Genomic DNA, 12,428 nt, shown 5'->3' with positions numbered 1-12,428 from the left:
GACGGCCGGTTCGACTCAGTACCAGCCGACGGACTCGGAGTGAGCCCAGGCCGAGCAGGGGGTGCCGTAACGGCCGGAGATGTAGTTCAGACCCCAGGTGATCTGGGTGGTGGGGTTGGTGGCCCAGTCGTCGGCCACCTCGCTCATCTTGGTGCCGGGCAGCGCCTGGGGGATGCCGTACGCGCCCGAGGAGGCGTTCTCGGCCTGGTAGTTCCAGCTGGACTCACGGGTCCACAGGTTCTCCAGGCAGGAGAACTCGGAGTCCCCCCAGCCGTGGCCGGCCATCATGGACCGGGCGATGGCCTTGGCGCTCTCAGGGTCGGTCCCCGCGCCGGGGTTGGCCGCAGGCGCCGGAGTGCTGTTGCCCGAGCCCTCACCACCGCCGTCGGCCTGAGGGGCGGCCTGCCCGTCACCGGAGGACTGAGCCTGGGCGGCCTCCTGCTGGGCCTGGGCGGCCTCCTGCTGGGCCTGCTGCGCTCCGGTACCCACCAGGACGACCTCATCCACCTTCTTGGTGACGACGACCTGGGCGACCGGGGTGCGAGAGACCTCCTTGCCGTCCTGGGTGGTGACCTCATAGGTGGTGCGCACGAGCCCGTCGACGCCGGCGGTCTCGACCTTGGTCTCACCCTTGGGCAGGGCGTCGCTCTCCTTCTTCACCGTGCCGTGAACCTGCGGCTCGTCGACGGTGGTGGTGGAGGTCTGAGCGCTGGCGATCTTGCCGGAGCCCGCCTTCTCGGTGGCGGCCGCCTTGGCCTGCCCCTCGGACTCACCGCCGATCAGCCCGAAGGAACCGCCCGAGGAGGAACGCCCCTCGTCATCCCCCGCGGAGATGGCCGCGTACGCGGCACCGGAGACCGCCAGGGAGAAGGCGGCTGCGGCGCCCCCCGCCTTGAACAGCATGGGGGTCAGGGAGGTCTTGGCAGGCCCATCGGCACGACGACGGCCGTGGACGCCTGAAGCGGTCCCCTTCTTGGAGGCCAAGGAGCCAAGGCCGGCGAGTGTAGTACTCAGGGAGCTGGTCTGGGAGTGACGACCCACGATAGAACTTCCTTCGTTTGACGACTGCGTGTCACCGTAACCGATGACCCAGGGGCGTGCCAATGCGTCTGCTCACACCCTGTGAGCTTGTGATGGAACCGTGCAGAGACCGCCTGATTCCCACCTGCCACCCACCTGGGACAGTCCTGAACGAACAGTGACAACCTGGGAACCATCGTCCGGACAAAATCGGCCGCACCGGGTCTCCTGCCCCCTCTTTCCCGCTTCCCCGGATTCCGGGCGCCCACCCCCGCAGGACGTCAGGAGCCGCTATGTCCGAGCATCCCGGCGGCCCCAGGAGGCCGAAGCGATCACCAGGACCCGTAGACCGCCTCGGTGGTGGCCTGCAGACGGCAGCAGAGGTCTTCCTCACTCAGGCCCCGCTGCTCGGCCAGGAAGCGGACCGTATCGCCCAGGAGGTAGGAGGCGTTGGGGCGGCCGCGCCAGCGTTTGGGAGGGAGGTAGGGGGCGTCGGTCTCCACCAGGAGGAGTTCGTCGGGCAGGATGGCGACCGCTTCCCGCAGGGAGGTGTTGGCCGGGTAGGTGAGCGGGCCGGCGATGGAGGCGTACCAGCCGTGCTCGGCGCAAGCGGCGGCCAGCTGCGGGCCGCCTGAGAAGCAGTGGAAGACGGTGCGCCCGGGAGCGCCGTCGGCCTTGAGTACCTCCACGCAGGCGGCGTGCGCGTCACGGTCGTGGATCTGCAGGGGCAGGTCGAGGTCCTTGGCCAGGGCGATGTGCGCCCGGAAGGCCTCGCACTGAGCGGCGGCCCCCTTGTCACCAGTACGGAAGAAATCCAGGCCGCTCTCTCCGACGGCGACGACGACGTCAGCGTTCGCCCTGAGCGTCTCCTCCAGGCGGACCATGACTTGCTCGAGCGGCTCGTCGTGGCGCGCCCGGGCGCGCGGGGCGAGCCCGTCGGGCCCGGTCTCGCGCACCCCGGCGTGGAGGACGGCCTCGTTGGGATGCACGGCCAGCGCCACGCGCACCCCTGGCAGCTCTCGGGCCAGGGCCAGGCTCTCCTCCCAGGTGGTGACCTCGCAGGCGGAGGTCACCACGCGGGCCACGCCCACGGCGGCGGCGCGCTCGACCAGCTCGGCGGCGCTCAGCGGCGCCTCCGATCCGGGACCGCCGGGATCCGAGGGAACCGGCAGGTGGGTGTGGTTGTCGGTGACCGGGGCCGCCAGGGGGGCGACGGCGTCGGCCGGCGGCCAGGAGCGGTCGCGCTTCCTCGAGCCCATGCGCCCTCAGGAGCCGGTGACGTCGTCGGGCACGGAGCCGGCGTAACGGGCCAGCTCGGCCTCGATGATCGACTCGTCCAGCTTGGTGAACACCGGGGCCGGCTTGGCCACGGGGGTCCCGACGGTCACCGGGTGGCGCTCCCAGGTGGGGGCGTCCTGGTAGTCACCGGTGATGATCGGGTAGCCGGTGCGGCCGTCGAAGGCCTCGGGCAGGTGCTCGGGATCGAGCTCGTCGACCTCCTCGATGCGGGGCATCGGGGCGATCCGGCCGTTCCCGCCCAGGACCCGGTCGACGTCGTTGGCGGCGTGCGGCAGGAAGGGCGAGAGCATGAGGTTGAGGTCGGCAACCGCCTGGGCCAGCGTGTACAGGACCGTGGCCAGGCGGGCCTGCGTCTCGGGGTCCTCGCCCTTGAGCTTGAAGGGCTGGGTGTCGGCGACGTACTTATTGGCCTCACCGACCAGGCGCATCGCCTCCCCCAGGGCCGCCTTCTGGCGGTGCTGGGCGATAAGGCCGCCCACGGAGGGGAAACCGGCCTCGACGGCGTCGAGCAGGGCCCGGTCGATGTCCTGGAGCTCGGCGGGCTCGGGGATCTGCCCGAAGCGCTTGTGGATCATGGAGGCAGTGCGGTTGACGAGGTTGCCCCAGCCGGCCACGAGCTCGCCGTTGGTGCGCCGCACGAACTCCGCCCAGGTGAAGTCCGCGTCCGCGGTCTCCGGGCCGGCCGCGCAGATGAAGTAGCGCAGCGCGTCGGCCTGGTAGCGCTGGAGGAAGTCGCGCACGTAGATGACGATGCCGTGGGAGGAGGAGAACTTCTTGCCCTCCATGGTGAGGAACTCGCTGGAGACGACCTCGGTGGGCAGGTTGAGCGAGCCCAGGCGCCCGGGCTCGCCGCCGCGCTCCCCCTGGCCGTTGTAGCCCAGGAGCTCGGCCGGCCAGATCTGGGAGTGGAAGACGATGTTGTCCTTGCCCATGAAGTAGTAGGACAGGGCCTGCGGGTCGTTCCACCAGGCGCGCCAGGCCTCGGGGTCGCCGCTGCGGCGCGCCCACTCCACGGAGGCGGACAGGTAGCCGATGACGGCGTCGAACCAGACGTAGAGGCGCTTGGTGGGCTGGTCCTCCCAGCCGGGCACCGGGATGCCCCAGTCGATGTCGCGGGTCATGGCGCGCGGGCGGATGTCGCCCAGGAGGTTATGGGAGAACTTGATGACGTTGGGCCGCCAGGTGCCGGAGGCCTCGCGCTCGTCGAGCCAGGCGCCCAGGGCCTGGGCCAGGGCGGGCAGGTCCAGGAACCAGTGGGTGGTCTCCACGAACTCGGGGGTCTCGCCGTTGATCCGCGAGCGCGGGCTGATGAGGTCGGTGGGGTCGAGCTGGTTGCCGCAGGTGTCGCACTGGTCCCCGCGGGCGCCCTCGGCGCCGCAGATCGGGCAGGTGCCCTCGATGTAGCGGTCGGGCAGGGTGCGCCCGGTGGAGGGGGAGATCGCCGAACGGGTCACCTGCTGGACCATGTAGCCGTTGTCCCGCACGGTGGTGAACATGTCCTGGACCACGTGGTAGTGGTTGCCGGCGGTGGTGCGGGTGAACAGGTCGTAGGACAGGCCCAGGGCCACGAGGTCCTCGACGATGAGCCGGTTGTTGCGGTCGGCGAGCTCGCGGGCGCTGAGGCCCTCCTCGTCGGCGGCGACGAGGATCGGGGTGCCGTGCTCATCGGTGCCCGAGACCATGAGGACGTCATGACCGGCCATGCGCATGTAGCGCGAGAAGACGTCTGAGGGAACACCGAAGCCGGCGACGTGGCCGATGTGACGCGGGCCGTTGGCGTACGGCCAGGCGACTGCGGACAGGATATGGGTCATGGAGGTCAGCCTATCGGGTTCCCGGCCGCTTCAGTCCACGGCCGCGGATCCGGTCCATGGCCTGCGGGGCCGCACCGGCACCCGGTAGTCTGTCCGAGTCGTGCGGCGTCCGCTCGGTGGGTGTTCCGGCACGTTTCAGCACCTTCCGACAGGTCTCGGGGTGCGTGAGGTCTCAGCATCGCGATACTGCCGTGCACGCCGTCATGACGTGTTCCCACGCGCTTCTCACACGGACACGATGGACCAGAAAGGCCAGTTATGTCCCAGTACCCCGGCTCCCAGTACTCAGCGAACTCAGCAGGCTGGGCGGCGAACGGTTACGACCCCGCCCTGGCCGGCGGCCGGCCTCCGCAGTACTCGCCGGCCACACCGTTCCAGACGCCCCAGGCCGGCTACCCGGGCGCCGAGGGACGGCCGACGACGTCCAGGAGCCTGGCCGCCCCGACGGCGTTGGCGGCGGCCGGGCTGGCCCTCCTCCTCATCGCCATCATCGGCGGGATCGGCTCGGCGGTCACCCGCGGCCAGTTCAACGCCACTGTCACCAGCCTTCCGGACGATCAGGCCGCCACGGTGGAGCTGAACAAGGGCCGCACCTACGGGCTGTTCTACAGCACCGGCGACGACGCACCGGAGTGCTCGGTGACCTCTCCCGGTGGTGACGAGGTCGCCACGAAGTCCGGCTCGTCGTCCACGAAGGTCAAGGGAGGTCAGCTCTTCACGACCTTCTCCTCCCAGGAGTCGGGCGCCTACACCGTTGACTGCCACAGCACCGCGGGAGTCTCAGTGGGCGAGATCGTCGCCCCCTCGTCGGCGAAGGCCACGTTGCTGTCACTGTTCGGGGTTGTCGGCGCGATCATCATGGCGGTCATGGGCCTGGCGATGGGTGCCGGCGGCATGGCCTGGCGCTCCAAGCTGGCCGCCGCCGGTACGGCTCCGGCCGGGACGAGTGAAGCGTTCAGCACGATGACCGGGGCGGTCCCCGGGGCCCCGACCGTCTACACCCAGGGCGCATGGCAGTCCGACCAGCAGCCGCAGGCGGCGCCGTACGCCCAGCAGCCCCAGTACCAGCAGCCGGAACCGACCCCTTACGCGCCCTCGGCCGCTGGGGCGGGAGCCGCGCCTCAGTACTCGCAGATCGCGCCGACCGCCCAGTTCGGGTGGGCGGGTCAGCAACCGGCTCAGCAGCAGGCTCAGCCCGAGCAGCCGTCGGTATTCACTCAGCCTGTGCAGCAGGGCCAGCACAACCAGCAGGGACAGCCCGGACAGCCGGGCCCGTACCAGCAGCCCGGTGGCTGGCTGGCCCAGTAGCCCGCCTCAGGCAACGCAATGGGTGCCCTCACGACAGTCGGTGAGGGCACCCATGTTGTTCGGGGCCGCGGCCCTGGTGACCGGCGTCGACGGCCTTCAGTGGGAGGGCGCCAGCTCAATGCCGGCGGCGCTCATGTCGGCGCGGGCGGCACGTCCCAGCTCGGGGCTGACCGGCTCAGTCAGATCGGTCAGGACCCGCACCCGGTAGCCCTGCCGGGCCGCGTCCAGGGCGGTGTCCTTGACGCAGTGGGACTCGGCCAGGCCGACGACGTCGACGGCTTCGATGCCCGCGGCGCTCAGGATGTCCGCCAGGGTGCGTCCGTCCTCGTCAACACCCTCAAAACCGGAGTAGGCGGCGGCGTACTGGCCCTTCTTCACGGCGGCGTCGGCGTCCAGGCCGCTCAGGGCGGGGTGGAGCTGGGCCTCGGAGGAGTCGGCCACGCCGTGGACGGGCCAGGTGTCGATGAAGTCGGGCTCGCTGGAGAAGTGCTCACCGGGGTCGATGTGCCAGTCCTGGGTGGTGACCACCAGGTCGTAGTCCCCCCGGTGGGAGGACAGGTGGGCGGCGATGCGCTCGGCGACGGCGTTGCCCCCGGTCACCGCCAGGGCGCCTCCCTCGCAGAAGGTGGGCTGGACGTCGACGATGATGAGGGCCCGGCGAGCGCGGGCCTGGGAACCGGTGCGGTGCTCGGTGTTCATGACCCGACCATAGCGGAATCGACCGCGCCGGTGTCCCGGCCGGTTCAGTCGGCGGAATCACGCAGCTCAAGAGCCGCGCGGTAGACCTCGTTGGGGCGAAGACCGCTCTCGCCGGCCACCTGGGCCGCAGCCGCTTTGAGGCGCATGCCGGTCTCGGCCAGTGACAGGGCCTCACGTGCGGCGGCCTCGGGGCTGGCGGCGACCAGCTCGGCTCCGGCGACGACGAGCACCACCTCCCCCAGGACGCCGTCGGCCGTGGCCCGGGCCAGCTCGGCCAAAGGGGCCCGCAGCACCTCCTCATGGGTCTTGGTCAGCTCCCGGCACAGCGCCGCGGGACGATCAGCACCGAGGGCCTCGGCCATGGCGGCCAGGGAGTCGTGGACGCGGCGGGGCGACTCCAGGAAGATTATGGTGCGCTCCTGGGTGGCCAGGGACTCCAGGGCACGACGCCGCTCCCCCGGTTTACGCGGCAGGAACCCCTCGAAGCAGAACCGGTCGGAGGCCAGCCCGGACAGGGCCAGAGCGGTCAGTACCGCAGAGGGGCCCGGTGCGACGGTGACGGGCACCTGCTCGCGGACCGCGGCCTGCACGAGCCGGTACCCGGGGTCGGAGACCGATGGCATACCGGCGTCGGAGACGACCAGGACGCGCAGGCCGCTGCGGGCCGCCTCGAGCAGCTCAGGGGCGCGCTCGCGCTCATTGTGCTCGTGGAAGGCGATGACGCGCCCAGGGGACTCGACGTCGAGGCGCTGGGCCAGGGCCCGCAGCCGGCGGGTGTCCTCGGCGGCGATGAGGTCGGCCTGCTCCAGGGCGCAGCGCAGGCGTCGGGAGGCGTCGGAGACGTTGCCGATCGGGGTGGCGGCCAGGGTGATCGTCCCACCACGCAGGTCCGGGCTGTGGGCGGCGGGAGCAGCGACACCGTCGTCGGCAGTGGACTCGACCTGGCCGCCCGGGCCGGGTTGGTCATCGTGGCTGTCTCCGCCAATCGCGGCTTCTGGGGACGGGCTGCTCTCAATCATAGGGACACAGTATGTCGGTGCGCTCTCGGTGAGGCTGCCGCCTAGACTCGGGGTGTGACGACTCCGAGCGCGCTGTCCCCTGAACAGTCCCCCGAGCAGTCCCGTGACGGTTCCTCCGGCCCGGACGTGGAGCAGGAACGAGCACAGGAACCCACCCCGAGGCGGGATGAGGCCACGGACCCCGCACCGGCCGAGCCCGCCGTCGCCGAGCGCACCGAGGCCGAGCTGCGCACCCTGCTCGGGCTGGGGCCGGTGGATGACATGATGCCCCGCGCCGTGAGGGTCCGCGGTTGGGTCGTCACCGGCGTCGTCGGCGTCATCGCGGCGCTGCTGCGCCTCATCGGGCTGAACCACCCCAAGACGCTCATGTTCGATGAGATCTACTATGTCAAGGACGCCTATTCCCTGTGGCGCCTGGGCTATGAGGGGAGCTGGGCGCACAACTCCGATGCGGCCTTCGCCGCCGGGGACTTCTCCGGACTGTCCGACGAGGCGGCCTACGTCGTCCACCCCCAGCTGGGCAAGTGGCTCATCGGCGCCGGCATGGAGGTCTTCGGGCCGGAGTCGCCCTTCGGCTGGCGGATCATGCCGGCCATCGCCGGGATCCTCACGGTGATGCTGCTGGCGCGTCTGACGATGCGCCTGACCCGCTCGCCGCTGCTGGCGGGCCTGGCCGGGCTGCTCCTGGCGATCGACGGCGTGGCCCTGACCGAGTCCCGCATCGGGCTGCTGGACGTGTTCATCGGTTTCTTCGCCACCGTGACCCTGTACTGCCTGGTCCGTGACCGGGAGTGGTCGCGGGCGAGGCTGGCCCGCAAGATGGCGGGGACGAGCCCCGGGGCGAGGGCCCCGCACGCCACGATCCGCCCCTGGCTGCTGGCGGCCGGCATCGCGCTGGGTCTGACCTGCTCCATCAAGTGGTCGGGGCTCTACCTGGTGGCGGCCTCCGGCATCGTCGTCGTCATCTGGGACACTCTGGCGCTACGGCGGGTGAGGGCACGGGCCTGGTTCCTGGAGGGCACGGTCGCCCAGGGCGTGAGTGACTTCCTTCAGACGATTCCGGTGGTGGTCGCGGTCTACGTCGGCTGCTGGTGGTCCTGGTTCACCCACCCCAGCGCCTACATGCACGGCTGGACACTGGCGGAGCCCAATGCGCGCAGCCAGATCCCCGCGCCATGGCTGTCCGGGTACGTCAGCGACTCGGTGTTCCAGAACATCAACGACTTCATCGCCTACCACCAGAGGATGTACACGTTCCACGTGGGCCTGGCCGAGCCGCACACGTACCAGTCGAAGCCCTCCGGCTGGCTGCTGCAGACCCGGCCGACCTCCTTCTTCTGGCAGGACAAGGCTCAGGTACCGCAGACCTGCTGGGGTGGGGACTGCATTCAGGCGATCACCTCGATCGGGAACATCGTCATCTGGTGGTCGGCCGTCGTGGCACTGGCGGCCGTGGTCATCATCGGGGTGAAGAACCGCGACTGGCGGGTCTGGGTGCCTCTCATCGGCTACCTGGGCCTGTACGTGCCGTGGTTCCAGTACCGGGACCGCACCATCTTCACCTTCTACACAGTGGCCTTCGTGCCCTGCGTCGTCCTCGTCCTCGTGCTGGCGCTGGGCATGAGCTCCGGGCTGCTGCCACCACTGCCGGGCTCGCGAAGCGCCCAGGCTCAGATGGAGGCCCTCAGAAGGGGGCAGATCGGCCCGGGTATCCGGCCGTGGCGGGGCGTGGGGGCCAGATTCCTGGGTTTCGGTCCGCAGTTCGGGCGCACACCCGTGTGGACACCCCCGGTGGTGGAGACCGATCCCGGCATGTACCGCATCAGCACGGCCGTAGCCGATGCCGACGACGCTCTCTCCGGTACCGGTCCTCGGACCGATACGGCGCAGCAGCAGGCCTACGCCGAGCTGACCGGCTACCCGGCCCCGTCGACGTCGTCGGAGGGCACCGCCACGCCGGAGCCCTCCGACGACGGAGCGCCGCAACCAGCCGGTCGGCGCAGGCCGTGGTCCTCCCTATCGAACTGGACGATGGCGCCCACCTGGCAGATCCGCACCGAGGGCATCTCCCTCATCATCGTGGTCACGCTCCTGGCCTGCGCGGCGGCGGCCTTCTGGTGGCCGATCTGGACCGGGCAGACGGTCTCACGCTCCTTCTGGCTCTACCACATGTTCTTGTCGTCCTGGGTCTGAGTCCCCTCAGGCCGAGGCGATGACGGTGACGTGCTGCTCGCCGCCGGGGTGCTCCAGCTCGTCGACGACGGCGAGCGCCAGGTCCTCGGGGCTGATGCGGGATGCTCCGTGGGCGTCCCGCAGAAGCGTGGTGGTTCCGCGGCGGTAGGCGCCGGTGACATCTCCCGGGCCGAAGATCGCCGGCGGGCTGAGGTAGACCCAGCCCTCGTAGCTGTGCGCCTGGCAGGCCCGGAACTGATCGAGGCTCGCCTGGGCCACGTCTCTCCAGGCCGGCGGCACAATGGTGGGGTCGTCGATGGCGAGGGTGCTGGGATCTGTGGGCGAGCTCAGCGGAGCTGCGCCCCCGATGATGAGCAGAGGCGTTCGGCTCCTGGAGGCGGCGTCCAGGACGGCCGTTGTCAGTCGGACCAGGTCGCTCTCGTGACCCGCGGGCGGGCGGAGTGCGACGACGGCGGCATCACTGTCTTCCAGGAGGCCGGCCACGCCCTCGACGTCGGTGACGTCCAACAGGCAGGAGGTGAGGTGGGCGCCGCCCTGATGGCGTCGCCGCCGGGAGACGGCGGTCACCTCGTGACCGCGGCGCAGTGCCTCGTTGACGACGGCTGTCCCGGCCATGCCGGTTGCGCCTAGGACAGTGATTCTCATGAGGGGTCCTTTCGAGAGGAGGATCGGAAAGAGGGCGGGGCCAGCTGGCCCGCGCTCATCGCGCTCAGAGCGAGAGCGAATCCCAGGAGCTGGATGGCTGTGAGCACCTCGCCGGCGATGACGCTCCCGAGGAGTGCCGCGGTCAGCGGTGAGAGCAGCCCCAGTAGCGTCGTCGGCGTGACCGGCAGCCGTCGGATGCCCTCGAACCACAGGACGTAGGCGGCCAGCCCTCCCACGAGCCCGAGCCAGGCGTATCCGGCCGCGGCCGCCGCATCGATTCCGGTTGGGATGCCGTCGATGAGGAGGGCGGGCGCGATGAGCAGGAGGCCGGCTCCGGTGAGCTGCCAGCCGGCCAGGCCGAGGGCGCTGACGCCGTCGGGCCTGCCCCACCGTTTGGTGAAGACGACTCCCAGGCCCATCGAGACAGCCCCTCCCAGGCCGGCCGCCACCCCGAGGGCGTCGAGCTGCGCCTGCGGCCCCAGGACGACGAGGGCGATACCGACAACGCCGAGCGCGCCCCACATCAGCCTCCATGCCGACAGGCGCTCATGGAGCACGGCGACGGCGAGGCCGGCGACGATGATCGGCTGCGCGGCCCCGAGTGTCGCGGCCACGCCTCCGGGCAAACGTTGTGCGGCGACGAAGAGGAGAGGGAAGAAGCACGTCATGTTGAGGGCCCCGAGGACGAGGCTCTTCCACCACCACGTTCCGCGCGGCAGCTGCCGGGAGGCGAGGAGGGCGAGGATGCCTGCAGGGAGTGTCCGCATCAGTGCCGCGAAGACCGGATGCCCCGAGGGAAGGGCGCGGGTGGTGACGATGTATGTCGTCCCCCAGACCGCCGGCGCCAGGGCCGTCAGAGCGATCCAGGCGATTCTCGGCCGGCCGCATGACAGGGCGCCGTCGGGTGTGGCCGACCGGGAGTCGCACCTGGCGTTCGAGGGTTCGGCATGAGTCGTCATGCGTCCACCCTGAGGGGTGAGCATCGATCCGTCGATGACATAGATGTGATGACAGCGATGCTCGTTTAAGATTGATGGGTGGAACTGCAGCAGTTGAGATACGCCGTGGCCATCGCTGAGGAGCAGAGCTTCACGCGCGCGGCTGAGCGGTGCTTCGTGGTGCAGTCGGCCTTGAGCCGGCAGATCAAGTCGCTGGAGAGCGAGCTCGGGGTGAGGCTGTTCGCGCGTACGAGCCGCAAGGTGGAGGTGACGCCCGCCGGGGAGGCGTTCATGAAGCAGGCTCGGTTGTGCCTGCAGGCGGCTGAGCGGGCGAAGGTCTCGGCCGCGGCCGCTCACGGCGAGATCAGAGGGTCGCTGAGCATCGGGGTGATCCCGACCGTCAGCGCAGTGGATGTTGCGGCCGTCCTGGGGACATTCCGTCGCAGCTATCCCGAGGTCGGCGTGCACGTGCGCACCGGCGGCAGTGATGACTTCCTCCGTCGTATTGCGGCAGGGGAGCTGGACGTGGGGTTCCTCGGCCTGGCGGAAGGCGTGGCGCCGCGGGGCGTGCAGACGCGAGAACTCTCACGGGAGCGCCTGGTGGCGGTACTGCCGGAGGGGCACCGACTGGCGGGCCGGCGCCGGCTCCGCCTTGAGGACCTGGCAGACGAGCCGTTCGTGGATTTTCCGGAAGGGTCGTCGGGACGTGAGCAGTCCGATCTGGCCTTTGACGGGGCCGGGCTCCGCCGTGAGGTGAGCTTCGAGGTGAACACGGCCGACCTACTCACTGGATTGGTGCGTCAGGGGCTGGGGGCGGCTCTTACTGCTCCCAGTGTGGCCTACGACGCACCTGGCTGCGTGTGCATCCCCGTCAGCGACGGTCCGGTCCGGGTGGAGTACCTGGCTTGGGACTCCTTCAACCCCAGCCCGGCGGCACAGGCCTTCGTTGATTCCGTAGGATGAGATCAGGACGTTGCGTAGGTGAATTGCTGCTCTCTGCGATCGACGCCGGATGAGTGCCACCGAGAACGCAGTTCAGCCCCCGAACTCCACGTGGAGCCGGGGGCTGAACTGGTGGTTTGTGCTCGGTGGTGTCCTACTCTCCCGCACCCTGGCGGGTGCAGTACCATCGGCGCTGTCAGGCTTAGCTTCCGGGTTCGGGATGGGTGCCGGGCGTTTCCCTGTCGCTGTGACCACCGAGACGACTGGTTAGGCAGTGCGTCAGTGTGTTCCTGTGATTGTGTTGTCGGGTCGCCCCGTTAAACCACGCACGCACGAGCACGCTGTGTTTGTGTGTGTGGTTGGTGGTTGGGTTGGGTGTGGACCGTATAGTGGACGCTTCGCTCTTACTCTCACCGCCCCCCGGGTGTGGGGGTGTTGTTGTTTGTGTTGGCCTATTAGTACCAGTCAGCTCTGCAGACCGTTGCCGGTCTTCCACTCCTGGCCTATCAACCCAGTAGTCTGCTGGGGGCCTACCAGGACACCGAGGTGCC

10 protein-coding genes and 2 rRNA genes are annotated in these 12,428 nt (G+C 69.9%); 3 read left to right on the top strand and 9 right to left on the bottom strand.

Going from position 1 to position 12,428, the window contains the following annotated elements:
- Nucleotides 1-15 precede the first annotated feature (15 nt).
- From RIV12_RS09355 to metG, 3 genes are all read right to left on the bottom strand, one after another.
- Nucleotides 16-1,041, bottom strand: coding sequence for a G5 domain-containing protein (locus tag RIV12_RS09355; RefSeq protein WP_075419098.1), 1,026 nt, complete (start codon nt 1,039-1,041; stop codon nt 16-18).
- Nucleotides 1,042-1,352: 311 nt separating this feature from the next.
- Nucleotides 1,353-2,279, bottom strand: coding sequence for a TatD family hydrolase (locus RIV12_RS09350; RefSeq protein WP_309323377.1), 927 nt, complete (start codon nt 2,277-2,279; stop codon nt 1,353-1,355).
- A gap of 6 nt (nt 2,280-2,285) precedes the next feature.
- Entirely contained in the window at nt 2,286-4,133 is a 1,848-nt protein-coding gene (metG, locus tag RIV12_RS09345; RefSeq protein WP_309323375.1) for a methionine--tRNA ligase, read from the bottom strand.
- A gap of 258 nt (nt 4,134-4,391) precedes the next feature.
- On the opposite strand from metG, the gene RIV12_RS09340 reads away from it, so the two are divergent.
- Nucleotides 4,392-5,441, top strand: coding sequence for a hypothetical protein (locus RIV12_RS09340; protein ID WP_309323373.1), 1,050 nt, complete (start codon nt 4,392-4,394; stop codon nt 5,439-5,441).
- A gap of 96 nt (nt 5,442-5,537) precedes the next feature.
- On the opposite strand, the gene RIV12_RS09335 is transcribed toward RIV12_RS09340, so the two are convergent.
- On the bottom strand, nt 5,538-6,140 hold the full coding sequence (locus tag RIV12_RS09335; RefSeq protein ID WP_309323371.1) for an isochorismatase family protein: 603 nt from the start codon (nt 6,138-6,140) through the stop codon (nt 5,538-5,540).
- 44 nt (nt 6,141-6,184) lie between these two features.
- Entirely contained in the window at nt 6,185-7,159 is a 975-nt protein-coding gene (rsmI, locus tag RIV12_RS09330; protein WP_309323369.1) for a 16S rRNA (cytidine(1402)-2'-O)-methyltransferase, read from the bottom strand.
- Nucleotides 7,160-7,213: 54 nt separating this feature from the next.
- Between rsmI and RIV12_RS09325 the strand changes: the two genes are divergently transcribed.
- Nucleotides 7,214-9,352 carry a dolichyl-phosphate-mannose--protein mannosyltransferase gene (locus RIV12_RS09325; protein WP_309323367.1) on the top strand — a complete coding sequence of 713 codons (2,139 nt, stop codon included), beginning with the start codon at nt 7,214-7,216 and terminating at the stop codon, nt 9,350-9,352.
- A 6-nt stretch (nt 9,353-9,358) separates the two neighbouring features.
- On the opposite strand, the gene RIV12_RS09320 is transcribed toward RIV12_RS09325, so the two are convergent.
- Together RIV12_RS09320 and RIV12_RS09315 are read right to left on the bottom strand one after the other, a co-directional pair.
- On the bottom strand, nt 9,359-9,997 hold the full coding sequence (locus RIV12_RS09320) for an NAD(P)-dependent oxidoreductase (protein ID WP_309323365.1): 639 nt from the start codon (nt 9,995-9,997) through the stop codon (nt 9,359-9,361).
- Entirely contained in the window at nt 9,994-10,956 is a 963-nt protein-coding gene (locus RIV12_RS09315; RefSeq protein ID WP_309323363.1) for an EamA family transporter, read from the bottom strand. Before RIV12_RS09315 ends, RIV12_RS09320 begins: the two co-directional genes overlap by 4 nt.
- Nucleotides 10,957-11,034: 78 nt before the next feature.
- Here RIV12_RS09315 and RIV12_RS09310 point away from each other — a divergent pair, with 78 nt between their 5' ends.
- Nucleotides 11,035-11,898 (top strand): LysR family transcriptional regulator, encoded by an 864-nt coding sequence (locus RIV12_RS09310; RefSeq protein WP_309323361.1) that lies wholly within the window; start codon nt 11,035-11,037, stop codon nt 11,896-11,898.
- Between the two features lie 120 nt (nt 11,899-12,018).
- Here RIV12_RS09310 and rrf read toward each other — a convergent pair.
- Nucleotides 12,019-12,136, bottom strand: a 5S ribosomal RNA gene (gene rrf, locus RIV12_RS09305).
- Between the two features lie 175 nt (nt 12,137-12,311).
- Nucleotides 12,312-12,428 (bottom strand): 23S ribosomal RNA (locus RIV12_RS09300); the annotation flags it as partial.

Origin of the sequence: Actinomyces stomatis (genome assembly GCF_031292835.1) — a bacterium.
In the GTDB taxonomy this organism is placed as follows: domain Bacteria; phylum Actinomycetota; class Actinomycetes; order Actinomycetales; family Actinomycetaceae; genus Actinomyces; species Actinomyces stomatis.
Note: the sequence above shows the minus strand (reverse complement) of the source record. Positions and strands in the feature narration are given on the sequence as shown.

Bases quoted from the DNA above. Each gene is read 5' to 3' on its own strand.
- RIV12_RS09350 (WP_309323377.1), bottom strand. From the start codon at position 2,279: ATGGGCTCGAGGAAGCGCGACCGCTCCTGGCCGCCGGCCGACGCCGTC.
- metG (WP_309323375.1), bottom strand. From the start codon at position 4,133: ATGACCCATATCCTGTCCGCAGTCGCCTGGCCGTACGCCAACGGCCCG.
- RIV12_RS09340 (WP_309323373.1), top strand. From the start codon at position 4,392: ATGTCCCAGTACCCCGGCTCCCAGTACTCAGCGAACTCAGCAGGCTGG.
- RIV12_RS09335 (WP_309323371.1), bottom strand. From the start codon at position 6,140: ATGAACACCGAGCACCGCACCGGTTCCCAGGCCCGCGCTCGCCGGGCC.
- rsmI (WP_309323369.1), bottom strand. From the start codon at position 7,159: ATGATTGAGAGCAGCCCGTCCCCAGAAGCCGCGATTGGCGGAGACAGC.
- RIV12_RS09320 (WP_309323365.1), bottom strand. From the start codon at position 9,997: ATGAGAATCACTGTCCTAGGCGCAACCGGCATGGCCGGGACAGCCGTC.
- RIV12_RS09315 (WP_309323363.1), bottom strand. From the start codon at position 10,956: ATGACGACTCATGCCGAACCCTCGAACGCCAGGTGCGACTCCCGGTCG.